General features: G+C 65.4%; 13 protein-coding genes. 9 read left to right on the top strand and 4 right to left on the bottom strand.

The features are described 5' to 3' along the window. Positions 1 to 14 precede the first annotated feature (14 nt). The 4 genes from QTH91_RS17900 to QTH91_RS17885 all read left to right on the top strand — a co-directional run bounded on the left by QTH91_RS17900 (position 15) and on the right by QTH91_RS17885 (position 5,278). On the top strand, positions 15 to 1,352 hold the full coding sequence (locus QTH91_RS17900) for a sodium:proton antiporter (RefSeq protein WP_286661444.1): 1,338 nt from the start codon (positions 15 to 17) through the stop codon (positions 1,350 to 1,352). A gap of 6 nt (positions 1,353 to 1,358) precedes the next feature. After that, positions 1,359 to 2,354, top strand: a complete 996-nt coding sequence (locus QTH91_RS17895; RefSeq protein WP_286661443.1) for a 2-hydroxyacid dehydrogenase — start codon at positions 1,359 to 1,361, stop codon at positions 2,352 to 2,354. A gap of 328 nt (positions 2,355 to 2,682) precedes the next feature. After that, positions 2,683 to 4,023: a DNA recombination protein RmuC gene (locus QTH91_RS17890; RefSeq protein ID WP_286661620.1), complete on the top strand. Its 1,341-nt coding sequence runs from the start codon at positions 2,683 to 2,685 to the stop codon at positions 4,021 to 4,023. Positions 4,024 to 4,078: 55 nt separating this feature from the next. After that, positions 4,079 to 5,278: an MFS transporter gene (locus QTH91_RS17885; RefSeq protein WP_286661442.1), complete on the top strand. Its 1,200-nt coding sequence runs from the start codon at positions 4,079 to 4,081 to the stop codon at positions 5,276 to 5,278. Here QTH91_RS17885 and QTH91_RS17880 read toward each other — a convergent pair. From QTH91_RS17880 to earP, 3 genes are all read right to left on the bottom strand, one after another. Beyond that, positions 5,266 to 6,129: an LOG family protein gene (locus tag QTH91_RS17880; protein WP_286661619.1), complete on the bottom strand. Its 864-nt coding sequence runs from the start codon at positions 6,127 to 6,129 to the stop codon at positions 5,266 to 5,268. The two genes, QTH91_RS17885 and QTH91_RS17880, sit on opposite strands and share 13 nt — an antisense overlap. A gap of 169 nt (positions 6,130 to 6,298) precedes the next feature. Beyond that, positions 6,299 to 6,853: an elongation factor P gene (gene efp, locus QTH91_RS17875; protein WP_286661441.1), complete on the bottom strand. Its 555-nt coding sequence runs from the start codon at positions 6,851 to 6,853 to the stop codon at positions 6,299 to 6,301. A 173-nt stretch (positions 6,854 to 7,026) separates the two neighbouring features. Beyond that, a complete protein-coding gene (gene earP / locus QTH91_RS17870; protein WP_286661440.1) occupies positions 7,027 to 8,124 on the bottom strand; it encodes an elongation factor P maturation arginine rhamnosyltransferase EarP in 1,098 nt (365 codons plus the stop codon). 70 nt (positions 8,125 to 8,194) lie between these two features. Between earP and uvrC the strand changes: the two genes are divergently transcribed. Genes uvrC through QTH91_RS17855 form a run of 3 tightly spaced genes read left to right on the top strand, consistent with a single transcriptional unit; the run spans position 8,195 to position 11,631 of the window. Beyond that, positions 8,195 to 10,129 carry an excinuclease ABC subunit UvrC gene (gene uvrC / locus QTH91_RS17865; protein ID WP_286661439.1) on the top strand — a complete coding sequence of 645 codons (1,935 nt, stop codon included), beginning with the start codon at positions 8,195 to 8,197 and terminating at the stop codon, positions 10,127 to 10,129. A gap of 36 nt (positions 10,130 to 10,165) precedes the next feature. Continuing rightward, entirely contained in the window at positions 10,166 to 10,732 is a 567-nt protein-coding gene (gene pgsA, locus QTH91_RS17860; RefSeq protein ID WP_286661438.1) for a CDP-diacylglycerol--glycerol-3-phosphate 3-phosphatidyltransferase, read from the top strand. Next, positions 10,729 to 11,631 carry a DMT family transporter gene (locus tag QTH91_RS17855; RefSeq protein ID WP_286661437.1) on the top strand — a complete coding sequence of 301 codons (903 nt, stop codon included), beginning with the start codon at positions 10,729 to 10,731 and terminating at the stop codon, positions 11,629 to 11,631. The genes pgsA and QTH91_RS17855 overlap by 4 nt, the downstream gene beginning before the upstream one ends. Positions 11,632 to 11,651: 20 nt before the next feature. Here the strand turns inward: QTH91_RS17855 and QTH91_RS17850 are convergent, their stop codons facing one another. Continuing rightward, on the bottom strand, positions 11,652 to 12,587 hold the full coding sequence (locus tag QTH91_RS17850) for a LysR substrate-binding domain-containing protein (RefSeq protein WP_286661618.1): 936 nt from the start codon (positions 12,585 to 12,587) through the stop codon (positions 11,652 to 11,654). A gap of 59 nt (positions 12,588 to 12,646) precedes the next feature. Here QTH91_RS17850 and QTH91_RS17845 point away from each other — a divergent pair, with 59 nt between their 5' ends. Together QTH91_RS17845 and QTH91_RS17840 are read left to right on the top strand one after the other, a co-directional pair. After that, positions 12,647 to 13,555 carry an alpha/beta fold hydrolase gene (locus QTH91_RS17845; RefSeq protein ID WP_286661436.1) on the top strand — a complete coding sequence of 303 codons (909 nt, stop codon included), beginning with the start codon at positions 12,647 to 12,649 and terminating at the stop codon, positions 13,553 to 13,555. After that, entirely contained in the window at positions 13,552 to 14,649 is a 1,098-nt protein-coding gene (locus QTH91_RS17840) for a tartrate dehydrogenase (RefSeq protein ID WP_286661435.1), read from the top strand. The genes QTH91_RS17845 and QTH91_RS17840 overlap by 4 nt, the downstream gene beginning before the upstream one ends. Positions 14,650 to 14,822 lie beyond the last annotated feature (173 nt).

Here is a 14,822-nt window from a genome sequence, read left to right as displayed (position 1 = left end):
GAAAAAAGAGACTGATGAACGGAGCCACCCTTTCGCCCCTCTGGGGCGTGCCCTTTGCCGGCCTGCTGCTGTCGATCGCCATCCTTCCTCTGGTGGCACCCAAACTCTGGCATCACCACTATGGGAAGGTGGCCGCCGCCTGGGCACTGGCTTTCCTGGTTCCGTTCGCCATGCAGTTCGGCCCGTCGGAAACCGTGCATGAACTGGTGCATGTGGCGTTGGCCGAGTACGTGCCTTTCATCCTTCTCCTGACGGCTCTGTTCACTGTGGCCGGGGGCATCTATATCCGGGGCAACCTGCATGGCAGCCCGGCGCTCAATGTCGGGTTGCTGGCCATCGGCGCCGTGCTCGCATCGTTGATGGGGACGACGGGCGCCTCGATGTTGCTCATCCGACCGCTCATCCGCGCCAACGACAACCGCCAGCACAAGGCGCATGTGGTGATCTTCTTCATCTTCATCGTCTCCAACGTCGGTGGGTCGCTCACGCCGCTGGGCGATCCACCGCTTTTCCTGGGCTTCCTGAAGGGCGTCGAGTTCTTCTGGACGGCCAAGCACATCTTTCCCGAGACGCTGTTCATCGTCGGTGCGCTGCTTGCGCTGTTCTGGGTGATCGACAGCCACTTCTATCGCAAGGAAGGCGTGCTGCCCGTCGACCCGACGCCAGACACCGAGCGGCTGGGCTTCGACGGCTCCGTCAACTTCATCCTGCTGCTGTGCGTGGTCGGCCTCGTCCTGATGAGCGGCGTGTGGAAGTCGGGCGTGACCATCGACGTCTACGGCACGCCGATGGACCTGCAGGGCATCGTGCGCGACGTCGGGCTGATCGCCATCGTGCTGGTTTCACTGTGGATCACGCCGAGCAAAGTGCACGACGACAACCAGTTCAACTGGGGCCCGATGGCCGAGGTGGCCAAGCTCTTCGCCGGCATCTTCCTGACGATCGTGCCCGTGATCGCCATGCTGCGCGCCGGCGTCGACGGCCCGTTCGGAGCGATCGTGAGCGCGGTGACGCGGCCCGATGGTTCGCCCAATCCGGCGATGTATTTCTGGGCGACCGGCATCCTGAGTTCGTTCCTCGACAACGCGCCGACCTACCTGGTGTTCTTCAACAGCGCTGGCGGAGACGCCGCGCTTCTCATGACCACGCATGCCGCCACCCTGGCCGCCATTTCGGCCGGTGCGGTCTTCATGGGCGCGAACAGCTACATCGGCAATGCGCCCAACCTGATGGTCAAGGCCATCGCAGAAGACCGCAAGGTGCGCATGCCCAGTTTCTTCGGCTACATGCTGTGGTCGTCGTGCATCCTGCTGCCGCTGTTCGCCATCCAGACCTACATCTTCTTCATCTGATCTGCCATGACCCGAGCCAAGATCCTTGTCGCGCGCGCCATCTTTCCCGAGACCATCGAAAAGCTGAAAACGCACTTCGAGGTCGAGAGCAATCAGGCGGACGAAACCTGGTCGCCGTCGCAACTGGCCGACAGGCTCAAGGACAAGGCGGGTGCCTTCACCACCGGCACCGAGCGCATCGACGGCGCCTTGCTCGATGGCTGCCCGCATCTGCGCATCTGCGCGAACATGGCCGTGGGCTACAACAACTTCGACGTCGACGCCATGACCGCGCATGGCGTGCTGGCCACCAACGCGCCAGACGTGCTGACCGAGACGACGGCCGACTTCGGCTTTGCGCTGCTCATGGCCACCGCCCGACGTGTCACAGAGAGCGAGCACTTTCTGCGCGCGGGCAAGTGGACCAAGTGGTCCTACGACATGTTCGCGGGCAGCGACATCCATGGCAGCACGCTGGGCATCATCGGCATGGGCCGTATCGGGCAGGGCATCGCACGCCGCGGAGCCATGGGCTTCGGCATGAAGGTGGTCTATCACAATCGCTCGCGCCTCGACGCTGCGATCGAGGCGCAATGCGGCGCCACCTACGTGAGCAAGGAAGAGCTGCTGCGCACCGCCGATCATGTGGTGCTGGTCGTTCCTTACAGCGCCGCCTCGCACCACACAATCGGTGAGGCGGAGCTCGCATTGATGAAGCCGACGGCCACGCTGGTCAACATTGCGCGCGGTGGCATCGTCGACGATGCCGCCCTCGCCAAGGCCCTCAAGGACAAGCGCATCGCGGCCGCCGGCCTGGACGTCTTCGAAGGCGAGCCCAAGGTCCATCCCGATCTGCTGACCGTGCCCAACGTGGTGCTGACGCCGCACATCGCCAGCGCGACGGTGCCCACTCGCCGGGCCATGGCCGACCTGGCGGCCGACAACCTGATTGCCTACCTGACGCGGGGTGAAGCGCTCACGCCGCTCAACCCGGCCGTCATCGGCGCAGCCAAGGCATCCTGAAGCGGCGGCGAACTTGGACATTTTCTGGATCCTCGTCGGCCTGGGCGCGTTGGCCGGGCTGAACTTCGTTCTTCTGCTCTGGCTGCTGCTTCGCAAACCGCCGGCAGCCGACCATCACGAAATCCTGCAAGCCGTTGCGGAGCAGGCCGATCGAACCCAACGCGAACTTCGCCGCGAGATCACCGACAGCGCACGCGGCAGCCGGCAGGAAAGCACGCAGGCGCTGGCGCATTTCCAGCAGGCGGTTTTGGCGCAAGGCGCCGAAGCCACGCGGACGCAGAACGCGCAGATCGACGCCTTTGCCCACCAGCTTGCGAACCTGCAGAAGATGCTGGCCGATACCCTGCATACCCAGTTGCAGGATCTGATCGAGGCCAACTCGCGGCGCCTGGCCGAAGTGCGCAGCACGATGGAGGCGCAGCTGGCGGCGCTGCACCAGGCGCACGCGACCAAGCTGGAAGAGGTGACGCAGTCCACGTCTGCCGCGCGGCGAGAGCAGGGCACCGGCCTGGCCAATTTTCAGAACGCGCTGGTGCAGCAAGGCGCGGAAGCCGCCAGGACCCAGAGCGAGCGATTGGATGCCTTTGCACGCCAGATCGAGGCACTGCGGGAATCAATGGCGCAGACGCTGGCGAGCCAACTGCAAAGCCTGGGCGAATCCAACGCGCGGCGCATGACCGAAGTGCGCGGCACCATGGAAGCGCAACTGGCCCAATTGCAGGCCAGCAATGCCACCAAGCTCGACGAGATGCGTCAGGTCGTCGACCAGAAGCTGCAGAGCACGCTGGAAGCGCGCCTGGGCGAAAGCTTCCGTCAGGTGGCCGAGCGCCTGGAGCAGGTGTACCGGGGCTTGGGCGAGATGCAGACGCTGGCGCAAGGCGTGGGCGACCTCAAGCACCTGCTCACCAACGTCAAGACGCGAGGCATGTTCGGCGAGGCGCAGTTGGGAGCATTGCTGGAACAGGTACTGTCGCCCGAGCAATACGCCGAGCAGGTCGCGACACGGCCCGGTTCACGCGCGGTGGTGGACTTCGCCATCCGCCTTCCGGGTCGGGGCGACGACGGCAAGCCGGTCTGGTTGCCGATCGACGCCAAGTTCCCCAACGAAGATTACGAGCGACTGCTCGATGCCCAGCAGCGCGCCGATGCCGAGGGTGCGGCGACCGCCGCGAAAGCGCTTGAGACGCGCATTCGTCTCGAAGCCCGCGGCATCGCCGACAAATACCTCGAGCCGCCGCACACGACCGATTTCGCCATCCTCTTTCTTCCGACCGAAGGCCTCTACGCTGAAGTCCTGCGCCGGCCCGGTCTGGTCGAGTCCCTGCAGCGCGAAAGCCGCGTGGCCCTGGCGGGGCCGACGACTCTGTTGGCCCTGCTGAACTCCTTGCAGATGGGCTTTCGCACCTTGGCACTCGAGAAGCGAAGCAGCGAAGTCTGGCAAGTGCTGGGCGCGGTCAAGTCCGAGTTCCTCAAGTTCGGCGGCGTGCTGGCGGACGTGCGGCGCCAAACGCAAACCGTGCTCAACACCCTCGACAAGGCGCAGACCCGCACCAACGTGCTGAACCGCAAGCTGCGCGAGGTGGAAGCCTTGCCCGAGGCGAATTCCCAAGGCCTGCTCGCCGGCCTGGATGCGCCCGTCGGCGATATGGGCGACGAGGAAGAGGCATGAGCATGCGCTGCGATGCGGAGGAGAGGGCGCGCGCGGTCGTCATTGCACGAGCCTGATGCCGCCCGAACTGCTACGTCTGATCGTCGCGCAGGTCTGCCTGCATGCGGCGATGACAGGCACGCGCATGGCCGCTCCGCTCCTGGCCTTGCAATTGGGCTACAGCCCGGCCGCGGTCGGGGTGCTCCTGTCGCTGTTCGCGCTGACCCAGGTCTTTTTGGCATTGCCGGCCGGGCGTTTCGCCGATCGCCACGGCCTCAAGCGGCCGTTGGGCATGGCGGTGATGGCGGCTTGCAGTGGTGCCGCCATCGCGGCCATCCACCCGGCATTCGTCACCTTGTGCGTGGCCGCCTTGCTGACCGGTGGCGCGACCGGCGTGGCGGTGATCGCATTGCAGCGGCATGTGGGCCAAGCCGCGACTGGACCGGCCGAGCTGCGCAAGGTCTTCAGCTGGCTGGCCATCGCCCCGGCTGCGGCCAACTTCCTGGGACCCTTCGGCGCAGGCCTGCTGATCGATCATGCAGGTCGTACACCGGGCGACATGCCGGGATTCCGCGTGGCGTTGCTGGTGCTGGCCCTGCTTCCGCTGGTTTGCTGGGCATTGGCAAGGCGCACGCAGGACGCGCCGGGCCATGCGCCGATGCCTGGTGGCTCCAAGCCGCGTGCGCTCGACCTGTTGGCCGCCCCGATGTTCCGGCGCCTGCTGTTCATCAACTGGATGCAGTCGGCGGCATGGGACGTGCACACCTTCGTCCTGCCGCTCCTGGGTCATGAGCGGGGACTGAGCGCTTCGGTCATCGGCACCTTGCTTGGCGCCTTCGCCGTCGCGGCGGCTGGGATCCGGCTGATCCTGCCAATGCTTGCCGGGCGATGGACCGAGCGTCAGGTGATTGCCGCGGCCAACGTGCTGACCGCGGCCGTGTTCGCCGCCTATCCCCTGATGCCCGGCGCCTGGGCGATGGGTGCATGCTCCGTCCTGTTGGGCGTGGCGCTGGGCGCGGTGCAGCCGATGGTGATGAGCATGTTGCACCAGATCACGCCGGCGGCGCGTTACGGTGAGGCCCTGGCGCTGCGCGTGATGACGCTCAATGCATCCAGCGTGGCGATGCCGATGATGTTCGGCGCAGCCGGCGCCCTGATCGGCGTGGCGGGGCTGTTCTGGGTCGTTGGCGCGGTCGTGGCGTTGGGCACGCCAGCCGTGCGCGGGCTGGCAGCGCCATCGGCGCCATCAAGCCCGCCTTCGGATCAGAGCCGGTAGAAGCGTGCGATGGCCGCCCACGCGTCCTCGACGGTGTCGACGTATTCGAACAGCTTGAGGTCGCCTTCCGAGATCACGCCTTCCTCGACCAGGAAGTCGACGTCGAGCAACCGACGCCAGTAATCGGAGCCGAACAGGACGATCGGCACCTGCTTGGACTTCTTCGTCTGGACCAGGGTCATGACCTCGAACAGTTCGTCCAGGGTCCCGAATCCGCCCGGAAATGCCACCAGCGCCTTCGCCCGCATCATGAAGTGCATCTTGCGGATGGCGAAGTAGTGGAACTTGAAGCTCAGCGCCGGCGTGACGTAGGGATTGGGCTGCTCTTCCATCGGCAGCGCGATCGACAGGCCCACGCTCAAACCGCCTGCCTCGTAGGCACCGCGATTGGCCGCCTGCATGATGCCGGGGCCGCCGCCGGTGCAGACGAACAGCTTGTCCTCGGGATCCTTGTCGTTGCTGTAGCGAGCCACCAGCGCGCCGAAGGCGCGGGCCTGCTCGTAGTAGTGGCTGCCGCGTGCGAGGCGCTTCCAGCGTGAGGCGGCGGCCTGATCGTTCGCGGCCTCGGCCTGCGCGATCAGGGCGCCGGACTCTTCCTGGCTGCGAAAACGCGCGCTGCCGAAGACGACCACCGTGTTCTCGATGCCGTGCGCGCGCATTTCCAGGTCTGGCTTCATCAGCTCGAGCTGCATGCGCAGGCCCCGGGTTTCGCGGCGAAGCAGGAACTCGGGATCGGCAAAGGCCAGGCGGGACGGATCATTGTCCAGGGGCAGGCCCTTGTCGGCGTGCGCCTGCAGCGTGGCCCAGGCATCGGCCAGGCGCTTGTCGTGTAGATCGTGCTTGTTGTTCATGATGTCCTCGTGCGTGCGCAGATCGATGACGAAGCCGCCGCACAGGCAGGCATCAAGCATGAATCGGGCCGCGCGGCCGCAAAAAAGAAAAGGCTCCCGCGGGAGCCTTGCACCCGCCGTGCGCCTGGTTCAGGCGCCGCATGCGGGCGTGGATTGGAAGGCAAGGCGATCAGACGCGCTTGCGGTATTCGCCGGTCCGCGTGTCGATTTCGATGCGGTCGCCCTGGCTGACGAACAGCGGCACGGGCACTTCGAAGCCGGTAGAAATCTTGGCAGGCTTGAGCACCTTGCCCGACGTGTCGCCCTTGACGGCAGGTTCGGTCCAGGTGATCTCGCGCTCGACGCTGGTGGGCAATTCGACCGAGATCGCCTTGCCGTCGTAGAACACCACTTCGACGGGCATGCCGTCTTCCAGGTAGTTCAGGGCGTCGCCCATGTTTTCGGCCTCGACTTCGTACTGGTTGTACTCCGAGTCCATGCAGACGTACATCGGGTCGGCGAAGTAGGAGTAGGTGCACTCCTTCTTGTCGAGCACGATCTGGTCCATCTTGTCATCGGCCTTGAAGACCACTTCGGTGTTGAAGTTGGCGATCAGGCTCTTGAGCTTCATGCGCACGGTGGCGGAGTTGCGGCCGCCGCGGCTGTATTCGGTCTTGAGGACGACCATCGGGTCCTTGCCGTGCATGATGACGTTGCCGGCGCGGATTTCTTGAGCGATTTTCATAGCGAGTCTCTGGGCATGATGTGCCGCTTGGCGCATCGGCAGGGCACAAAACGGCATCGGTTGAGGATGCAATCCGGCCCAGCGCGCATGACCCGCGGCGGGTTCGGCGGCTCGAAGGTGGTTGCTGCTTGCAGCGGCATCGTGCCGCCCCTTCGTCCGCAAAGCCCCCTATTTTAGCTTTTTCGGCCGACAAAGCGGTAAAGCCGTTGCGCGAGGCTTTCCTGGGCCAGAAGTTTTGTCCGGGCGCCGGCGGCCACCGCTCCCCATTGCACGAGTTCTTCTGGCGTCGGCAAATGCGGCGTCGCGTCGGAAAAACCATTCCAGGCGTGGTGAAAGCGGACGAGGGAAGCCGGCGAATCCATCCATTCGAGAAACGCGCCCAGCTTGACGTGGTGGGCGTCGTCATCCTGCGGATAGATCTGCCACACGAGGGGCGCGCCCGCCCAAAGGCCGCGCACCAGCGAATCCTCGCCCCGAACGAAATTGAGGTCGCATGACCAGAGGAGGCGATCGAAATCCGGCTGCGGGACATGAGGCAGCCAATGCAGGCGAAGCGCGCCAGTGGCGCCTGCCCCGACTTCTGACTCGGACAGCAGTGATCGCACCGCTGCACTGGACCGACCGGCGGTGACCACGAGCAGCGTCGGCTCCGGGCCGCGGCGCCAGGCATCCAGCAGGGCGGGCAGGCCAGGCGGTTCGTAGCAGAACAGGGACACCAGCCGCTCGCCGCCCCAAGGGATGGCTTGCGCCGCCAGCCATGCCGGGCGATCGAAGGCGTCCCGTTCGGCCATCAAGCCGTGTTCGCGCAGCAGACCGCCGGTGGCGGGGGTGAAGCCCGGATAGAAGAATCGTTTGGTCAGGCCCGCGCCCGCGCCGCGAAAGACGGGGGAGGGCAAACCGTGCAGGCGCTCCACATAGGGTTCGGCCGACAGGTATTCGAGGTTGATCCAGTGCCGCGGAACGCCGTCTTCAGAGATGGCTCGCGCGAGCTGGGCGATGACGGCCTCGGCTGGTTCGCAGCCGAAGGCTTCGATCAGAACGTCCGGAGCCTGCGCCGGCGCAAGCCTTGCGGCGTCGATGTCATGCGCGTCGCGCCAATGGATCACGTCCACGCCCGGGGCGCCGACGGGCGCCATCCAGGACAGCGCCGACGGATCGTCGATCCAAAGGCGGACCTGTTCGCCCTCGCCCGCGAGCTCGCGCGCCAGGCGCCAGCACACGCCGGCGTCCCCGTGGTTGTCGATGACCTTGCAGAAAATGTCCCAGCGCATGGCGGGAGATACTCTAAGCCCATCGCGCTGCCCGCACCCGGCCGACCTGTTCGGCCAACCATTTCGAGACATGTCGGAAAGTCCGTTCGAAGCCCTGCTTGCCCAATCCCTTGCCTTGCCGTCGCTGCCGGGCGTGTACCGCTATTTCGACGCTGCAGGCGGCGTTCTGTACGTGGGCAAGGCGCGCAATCTGAAGAAGCGCGTCAGCAGCTACTTCCAGAAGAACCACGGAGGAACGCGCATCGGCCACATGGTGGGGAAGATCGTGCGCATGGAGACGACCGTGGTGCGCACCGAGGCCGAGGCGCTCTTGCTCGAGAACAACCTCATCAAGTCGCTCAAGCCCAGGTACAACATCCTGTTTCGCGACGACAAGAGCTACCCGTACCTCAAGATCGCCTCGCATGCGTTTCCGCGCATGGCCTACTACCGCGGCTCGATCGACCGCAGGCATCGCTACTTCGGCCCCTATCCCAGCGCATGGGCGGTGAAAGAGTCGATCCAGCTCTTGCAGAAGGTGTTCCGGATCCGTACCTGCGAAGACACCGTCTTCAGCAACCGCACGCGGCCTTGCCTTCTCTACCAGATCAAGCGTTGCAGCGGTCCCTGCGTCGACCTGGTCACTGCGCAAGACTACGCGGCCGACGTGGCCAACGCTGAGTCGTTCCTGCTTGGCGACTCGCAGCTTGTGCTCAGGCAGTTGGAGTCGCGCATGACCGCGCATGCCGAGCGGCTCGAGTTCGAGCAGGCGGCTGAGCTTAGAAACAAGATCTCGGCGCTCTCGCGCGTCTTGCACCAGCAGTCGGTGGAAAGCACATCCGACAAGGACGTCGACATCCTGGTCGTGAAGGTGCAGGGCGGAAAGGCGTGCGTCAACCTGGCGATGGTGCGCGGCGGCCGCCATCTGGGCGATCGCGCCTATTTCCCCGTGCACGTCGAAGATGCTGCGGGCCTGCAGGCCGAAGAGGAGGCGGCCGCCACCGCATCGATCGAACAGCAGGTGCTCGAGGCGTTCATCGCCCAGCACTACATCGACGTCCCGGTGCCACCGACGCTGGTGCTCGGCGAGCCCGTGGGACGCGAGCTGATCGAGGCGATCTCGACCCAGGCGGGCAGCCGTATCACGGCCGTGTTCCAGCCGCGGGAGCAGCGGCGGCTGTGGCTCGAAATGGCGCAGAAGAACGCCGACATCCAGCTGGCCAGGCTGCTGGCGGAAGAGGGGTCCCAGCAGGCGCGAACACGCGCGCTCATCGAGGCACTGGAACTCGAGCCGGATGAGCTGGATACGTTCCGCATCGAGTGCTTCGACATCTCGCACACGGCTGGCGAAGCGACTCAGGCTTCGTGCGTCGTCTTCGAGAATCACGCGATGCAGAACCGCGAATACCGTCGCTACAACATCGAGGGCATCACCCCGGGCGACGACTATGCCGCCATGCGACAGGTTCTGACGCGCCGATACGGCAAGCTGGCCGAGGCAATGGCAGCGGAAGTCGACGCACCGACTGCAGGCGACGCGTCGGGCGCCGATGCGCGCCCCGGCACGGCGGGCGCCCGCATGCCCGACCTGGTACTGGTCGATGGCGGCAAGGGGCAGGTCTCGATGGCGCGCGAGGTGTTCAGCGAACTGGGTCTGCCGCTGTCGCTGATCGTCGGCGTGGAAAAGGGCGAAGGACGAAAAGTAGGTCTTGAAGAGCTGGTCTTTGCCGACGGCCGCGAGAAGGTCTATCTGGGCCGCGACTCGGCGGCGCTGATGCTGGTGGCGCAGATTCGGGATGAAGCGCACCGTTTCGCCATCACCGGCATGCGCGCGCGCCGCGCCAAGGTTCGCGTGGGTGGCAGCCAGCTCGAAGACATTCCGGGCATCGGACCGAAGCGGCGGGCACGCCTGCTGCAGCGCTTTGGCGGCATTCGCGGCGTGGCAGCCGCCAGCGTGGAAGAACTGGCATCCGTCGAGGGCATCGCGTTCGAGCTGGCCGAAGAGATCTACCGCGCGCTTCATTGAGCGAGGCCTGTCACAGGCGCATGCCACAATCACCCCATGTTCTGGACGCTCCCCACCATCATGACCTGGACGCGCATCGTCGCGATTCCCTTGATCGTCGGAGTGTTCTACCTGCCACTGGACGCGCCGACCCGCAATCTCATCGCCACGGTGATGTTCGTCGTGTTCGCCGCCACCGACTGGCTCGATGGCTTCCTGGCGCGCCGGCTCAACCAGACATCGGCCTTTGGCGCGTTCCTCGATCCGGTGGCCGACAAGTTCCTCGTCTGCGCTTCGCTGCTGGTGCTGGTGCATCTTGATCGCGCCAACGTTTTCGTCGCGCTGATCATCATCGGCCGCGAGATCGCGATCTCCGCGCTGCGCGAGTGGATGGCGCAGATCGGCGCGGGCCGCAGTGTCGCTGTGCACATGCTCGGCAAGGTCAAGACGACGGTGCAGATGGTGGCCATTCCCTTCCTGCTGTTCGATGGCATGCTGTTCGGCGTGATCGACACCGGCTTGTGGGGCACTTGGCTCATCTGGGCGGCTGCGGTGCTCACGGTCTGGTCGATGGTTTATTACCTGCAGAAGGCGATCCCCGAGATCCGCGCCCGCACAGAATGATCGGCACGGCTGTGCCTGCCGACAGCTCACGCTGGCTGCGCGCGATGCCGGCGGTCTTCGTCCTGATCTGGAGCACAGGCTTCATCGTGGCTCGCTACGGCATGCCGTATGCCCCGCCGATGAAGTTCCTGGCCGTGCGCTTCGCGCTTTCGATTCTTTGTTTCGGCGTCTGGGTCGCGGTGGCTCGCGTGCCGGGCCCTTCGAGCCGCGCCCAGTGGATGCATCTGGCGGTCACCGGCATGCTGATCCAGGCGGGGTACCTGGGTGGCGTCTGGGGTGCCGTCAAGGCGGGCATGGGTTCCGGCCTTTCCGCGTTACTCGTGAGCATCCAGCCGGTTCTGACGGCCATCTGGCTGTCGGCCTTGGGCGGCAGGGTTTCAGGCCGCCAGTGGCTCGGCTTGGCGCTGGGGTTCGGCGGCCTCGTCATGGTGGTCTGGCGAAAGCTGGTGCTGGCCGGCCCCGGTGCGGAAGTGACGTGGCAAACGATGTCGCTGGCCTTGTTGGCGCTGCTCAGCATCACGGCTGGAACGCTCTATCAGAAGCGCTTTGTCAAGCCGTGCGATGTGCGCACCGCCAGCCTCGCGCAACTGACGGCCGCGCTGCTCGTGAGCCTGCCCTTCGCGCTGTTGGAGACTGACGCCATGCAATGGAACGCTCATTCGATCGGGGCGATGGCCTGGTCAGTGCTGGCGCTCACGCTGGGCGGCAGTTCATTGCTTTACATGCTCATCCAGCGGGGAAGCGCCACGTCGGTGACCAGCCTGCTTTACCTGGTGCCGCCTTGCACGGCGTTGATGGCCTGGCTGCTGTTCGGCGAACCGATCACGGTGCTGACGCTGGCAGGCACCGCCATCACCGCCATCGGCGTGAGCCTGGTGGTGCGCGAGCAGAACGGCTGAACGGCGCGCCTCGGCCGTCGTCATGCTGACTTCCACGGCTCGCTGCGAAAGCGCGCGGCCAGCGCTTCGACCAGCAGTTGGACCCGGCGGGGCGTGCGCGGCTGCCGCGGCGCGATCCAATGGATGTCGGCATCGCTCATGACGTGGCGCGGCAGCACGCGTACCAGCGTGCCGGCGGCCAGGTGCGGAGCCACGTCCCACAAGCTGCGCAGCATGATGCCGTGGCCGCTCAGGCACCAGTCGCGGACGAGTTCGCCCGAATTGCTGCTCAAGGGGCCTTCCACGCGAACCCTGCTCTGGGTGCCGTCACGCTCGTGCCGCAGGTTCCAGAAGGTGGCCGCAACGGCGGGCCGGCTGGCATCTTCGTGTTCGTTGACGCGCAGGCAAGCGTGTCGTTCCAGGTCTGCCGGCACTTGCGGCGAACTTCGCGAGGCCAGGTAGGCCGGCGAAGCCACAAGGACGCGTTGGTTGCGCGCCAATCGCCGCGTGAGCCAGTCCGCCGCGTGGCGCGATTGCACCGACCACAGCCACACGGCCCCGTCGAAGCCCTCGGCAGACAGGTCTGGCAATTCCTCGCCCAAGCGGAGGTCGATTCGCAATTGCGGATGCGCCCGTTGGAATTCCGCCAGCGTCGGCCCGACCCACAGGCGTCCGAAGCCGAGCGTCGCCGCGAGTTTGACGGTGCCCGACAGCGATTGCTGGCGCTCGCTCATTTCCGCCTCCACCGCAGTGAAGCGGTCGAGCAGATCGCGTGCATGCCCGCAGAGCGATTCGCCTTCGCGCGTGAGGACCAGACGGCGCGTTGTGCGTTCGAACAAGCGCTGGCCAAGCCGCGACTCGAGCGCGGACAGGCGCTTGGTCACTACCGAAGGGACGACGCCCAACGCGTCCGCCGCGGCAGCCAGGCTGCCGCCGTCGCGCACCTTGAGCACCAGGTCGAGGTCGGATCGCTCCAACATATTCTTGCCAATGAGGAAATAGTGGATTGGCTGATTGTTTCTTGATCCGACGTTCGATGCAACGCAGAATCCAGCTCGTGCTCGACGATTTCAAAGCCTTTGACCTCCAACGCGACGGCGTTCGCATTCACGGACGAACCGGAGGGCAGGGGCAGCCCTTGCTCCTCCTGCACGGCCATCCGCAGACGCACGTGATCTGGCATCGCATCGCGCCGTTGTTGGCGAGGCACTTCACGCTCGTCATGCTCGACCTTCGCGGCTATGGCGACTCGGGCCGACCGCCGGCAGACGAGCGCCATGGGGCCTACAGCAAACGCGAGATGGCGCTCGATGCCGTGGCAGCGATGCAGCACCTGCGCTTCGATCGCTTCAATGTGCTGGCGCATGACCGCGGTGCGCGCGTGGCGCATCGACTGGCTGCCGATCATCCCGATCGTGCAGAGCGCCTGATGTTTCTCGACATCGCCCCCACGCTTTCCATGTACGAGCAGACCGACCGGGAATTCGCCAGCGCCTATTGGCACTGGTTCTTCCTGATCCAGCCGCCGCCACTCCCCGAGGCCCTGATCGAGTCCGATCCTTCACGCTATGTGCGCAGTGTGATGGGTGGGCGTCATGCCGGCCTGGCGCCATTTGCGCCCGAGGCGCTGGCCGAGTACGAGCGTTGCCTGGGGCTTCCCGGATCCGCACGTGCGCTTTGCGAGGACTACCGGGCGTCCGCGAGCATCGATCTCGAGCACGATCGCGCCGACATCGCGGCCGGCTTGCGCCTGCAGCAGCCGCTCCGCGTGCTTTGGGGCGAACACGGCGTCGTCGGTCGCTGCTTCGATGTGCTCGCGCTGTGGCGCGAGCGTGCAGACGTCGTGAGCGGACAGTCGCTGCCATGCGGGCACTACATTCCCGAGGAAGCGCCCGACCTCCTGGCCCGCGAGGCCGTTTCATTTTTCAAGGAAGACAAGCCATGAACACCAGCAAGACCAAGAAGCGCATTGCCGTCATCGCCGGCGACGGCATCGGGAAGGAAACCATGCCCGAGGGCCTGCGCGTGGTCGACGAGGCGGCGCGCAAGTTCGGTATCGACCTTGCTTTCGACCACTTCGACTTCTCGAGCTGGGACTACTACGAGAAGCACGGGCAGATGATGCCGGACAACTGGAAAGATCTGATCGGCGGTCATGACGCCATCTATTTCGGCGCCGTAGGTTGGCCCGAAAAGATCGCAGACCATGTCTCGCTCTGGGGTTCCCTGCTGCTGTTTCGCCGCGAGTTCGACCAATACGTCAACCTGCGTCCGGCGCGGCTCATGCCGGGCATCATCGCGCCGGTGGTGCGCAAGGACGGCAAGCCACGCGAGCCGGGCGAGATCGACATGTACATCGTGCGCGAGAACACCGAAGGCGAATACTCCAGCATCGGCGGGCGCATGTTTCCAGGCACCGAGCGCGAGATCGTCATGCAGGAGACGGTGATGTCGCGAGTGGGCGTTGATCGCGTTCTGAAGTTCGCATTCGAACTGGCGCAATCGCGCCCCAAGAAGCACCTCACCAGCGCGACCAAGAGCAACGGCATTGCCATCACCATGCCTTACTGGGACGAGCGCGTGGCCGAGATGGCCAAGAAGTACCCGGACGTCAGGCTCGACAAGTTCCACATCGACATCCTGACCGCCCACTTCGTGCAAAGGCCCGACTTCTTCGACGTGGTGGTCGCCAGCAACCTGTTCGGCGACATCCTGTCCGACCTGGGACCGGCGTGCACCGGAACCATCGGCATCGCACCGAGCGCCAACCTCAATCCGGATCGCACGCATCCTTCCCTGTTCGAGCCGGTGCACGGCTCGGCGCCGGACATCGCAGGCAAGGGCGTTGCCAACCCGATCGGGCAGATCTGGTGCGGCGCCATGATGCTGGAGTTTCTGGGCCACAAGGAAGCGCACGATGCCATCCTGTCGTCCATCGAAAAAGTGCTGATGCCCCAAAGTGGAGCGCCGCGCACGCCCGACATCGGCGGCACTGCCAACACGTCGGACCTGGGCCGCGCGATCGCAGAGGCGCTCTGATCGCGCCGAGCGGCGTCGGGCCAGGCGCCGCCAGCGGCGGACATTCAGGGCCATCGACTGCGAGTGGCGGGCCACCTGGAGCAAGGCAGATGACTCGCCATCAATTCTCGAATCGGGCAATCGTCTTAGAATTGCATGCACGACTGGTCAACAAGCGGGCGCCGTCTTATTGA

The organism is Variovorax dokdonensis (genome assembly GCF_030316895.1).
Taxonomy (GTDB): Bacteria; Pseudomonadota; Gammaproteobacteria; order Burkholderiales; family Burkholderiaceae_C; genus Variovorax; species Variovorax dokdonensis.
This window is presented reverse-complemented; position numbering and strand designations above follow the sequence as displayed.

What these genes read in the sequence shown, in the direction of transcription:
- pgsA (WP_286661438.1), top strand. Translation starts at nt 10,166, where the DNA reads ATGTTCTGGACGCTCCCCACCATCATGACCTGGACGCGCATCGTCGCG.
- QTH91_RS17895 (WP_286661443.1), top strand. Translation starts at nt 1,359, where the DNA reads ATGACCCGAGCCAAGATCCTTGTCGCGCGCGCCATCTTTCCCGAGACC.
- earP (WP_286661440.1), bottom strand. Translation starts at nt 8,124, where the DNA reads ATGCGCTGGGACATTTTCTGCAAGGTCATCGACAACCACGGGGACGCC.
- QTH91_RS17855 (WP_286661437.1), top strand. Translation starts at nt 10,729, where the DNA reads ATGATCGGCACGGCTGTGCCTGCCGACAGCTCACGCTGGCTGCGCGCG.
- efp (WP_286661441.1), bottom strand. Translation starts at nt 6,853, where the DNA reads ATGAAAATCGCTCAAGAAATCCGCGCCGGCAACGTCATCATGCACGGC.
- QTH91_RS17900 (WP_286661444.1), top strand. Translation starts at nt 15, where the DNA reads ATGAACGGAGCCACCCTTTCGCCCCTCTGGGGCGTGCCCTTTGCCGGC.
- QTH91_RS17885 (WP_286661442.1), top strand. Translation starts at nt 4,079, where the DNA reads ATGCCGCCCGAACTGCTACGTCTGATCGTCGCGCAGGTCTGCCTGCAT.
- uvrC (WP_286661439.1), top strand. Translation starts at nt 8,195, where the DNA reads ATGTCGGAAAGTCCGTTCGAAGCCCTGCTTGCCCAATCCCTTGCCTTG.
- QTH91_RS17845 (WP_286661436.1), top strand. Translation starts at nt 12,647, where the DNA reads ATGCAACGCAGAATCCAGCTCGTGCTCGACGATTTCAAAGCCTTTGAC.
- QTH91_RS17840 (WP_286661435.1), top strand. Translation starts at nt 13,552, where the DNA reads ATGAACACCAGCAAGACCAAGAAGCGCATTGCCGTCATCGCCGGCGAC.
- QTH91_RS17880 (WP_286661619.1), bottom strand. Translation starts at nt 6,129, where the DNA reads ATGAACAACAAGCACGATCTACACGACAAGCGCCTGGCCGATGCCTGG.
- QTH91_RS17890 (WP_286661620.1), top strand. Translation starts at nt 2,683, where the DNA reads ATGCTGGCCGATACCCTGCATACCCAGTTGCAGGATCTGATCGAGGCC.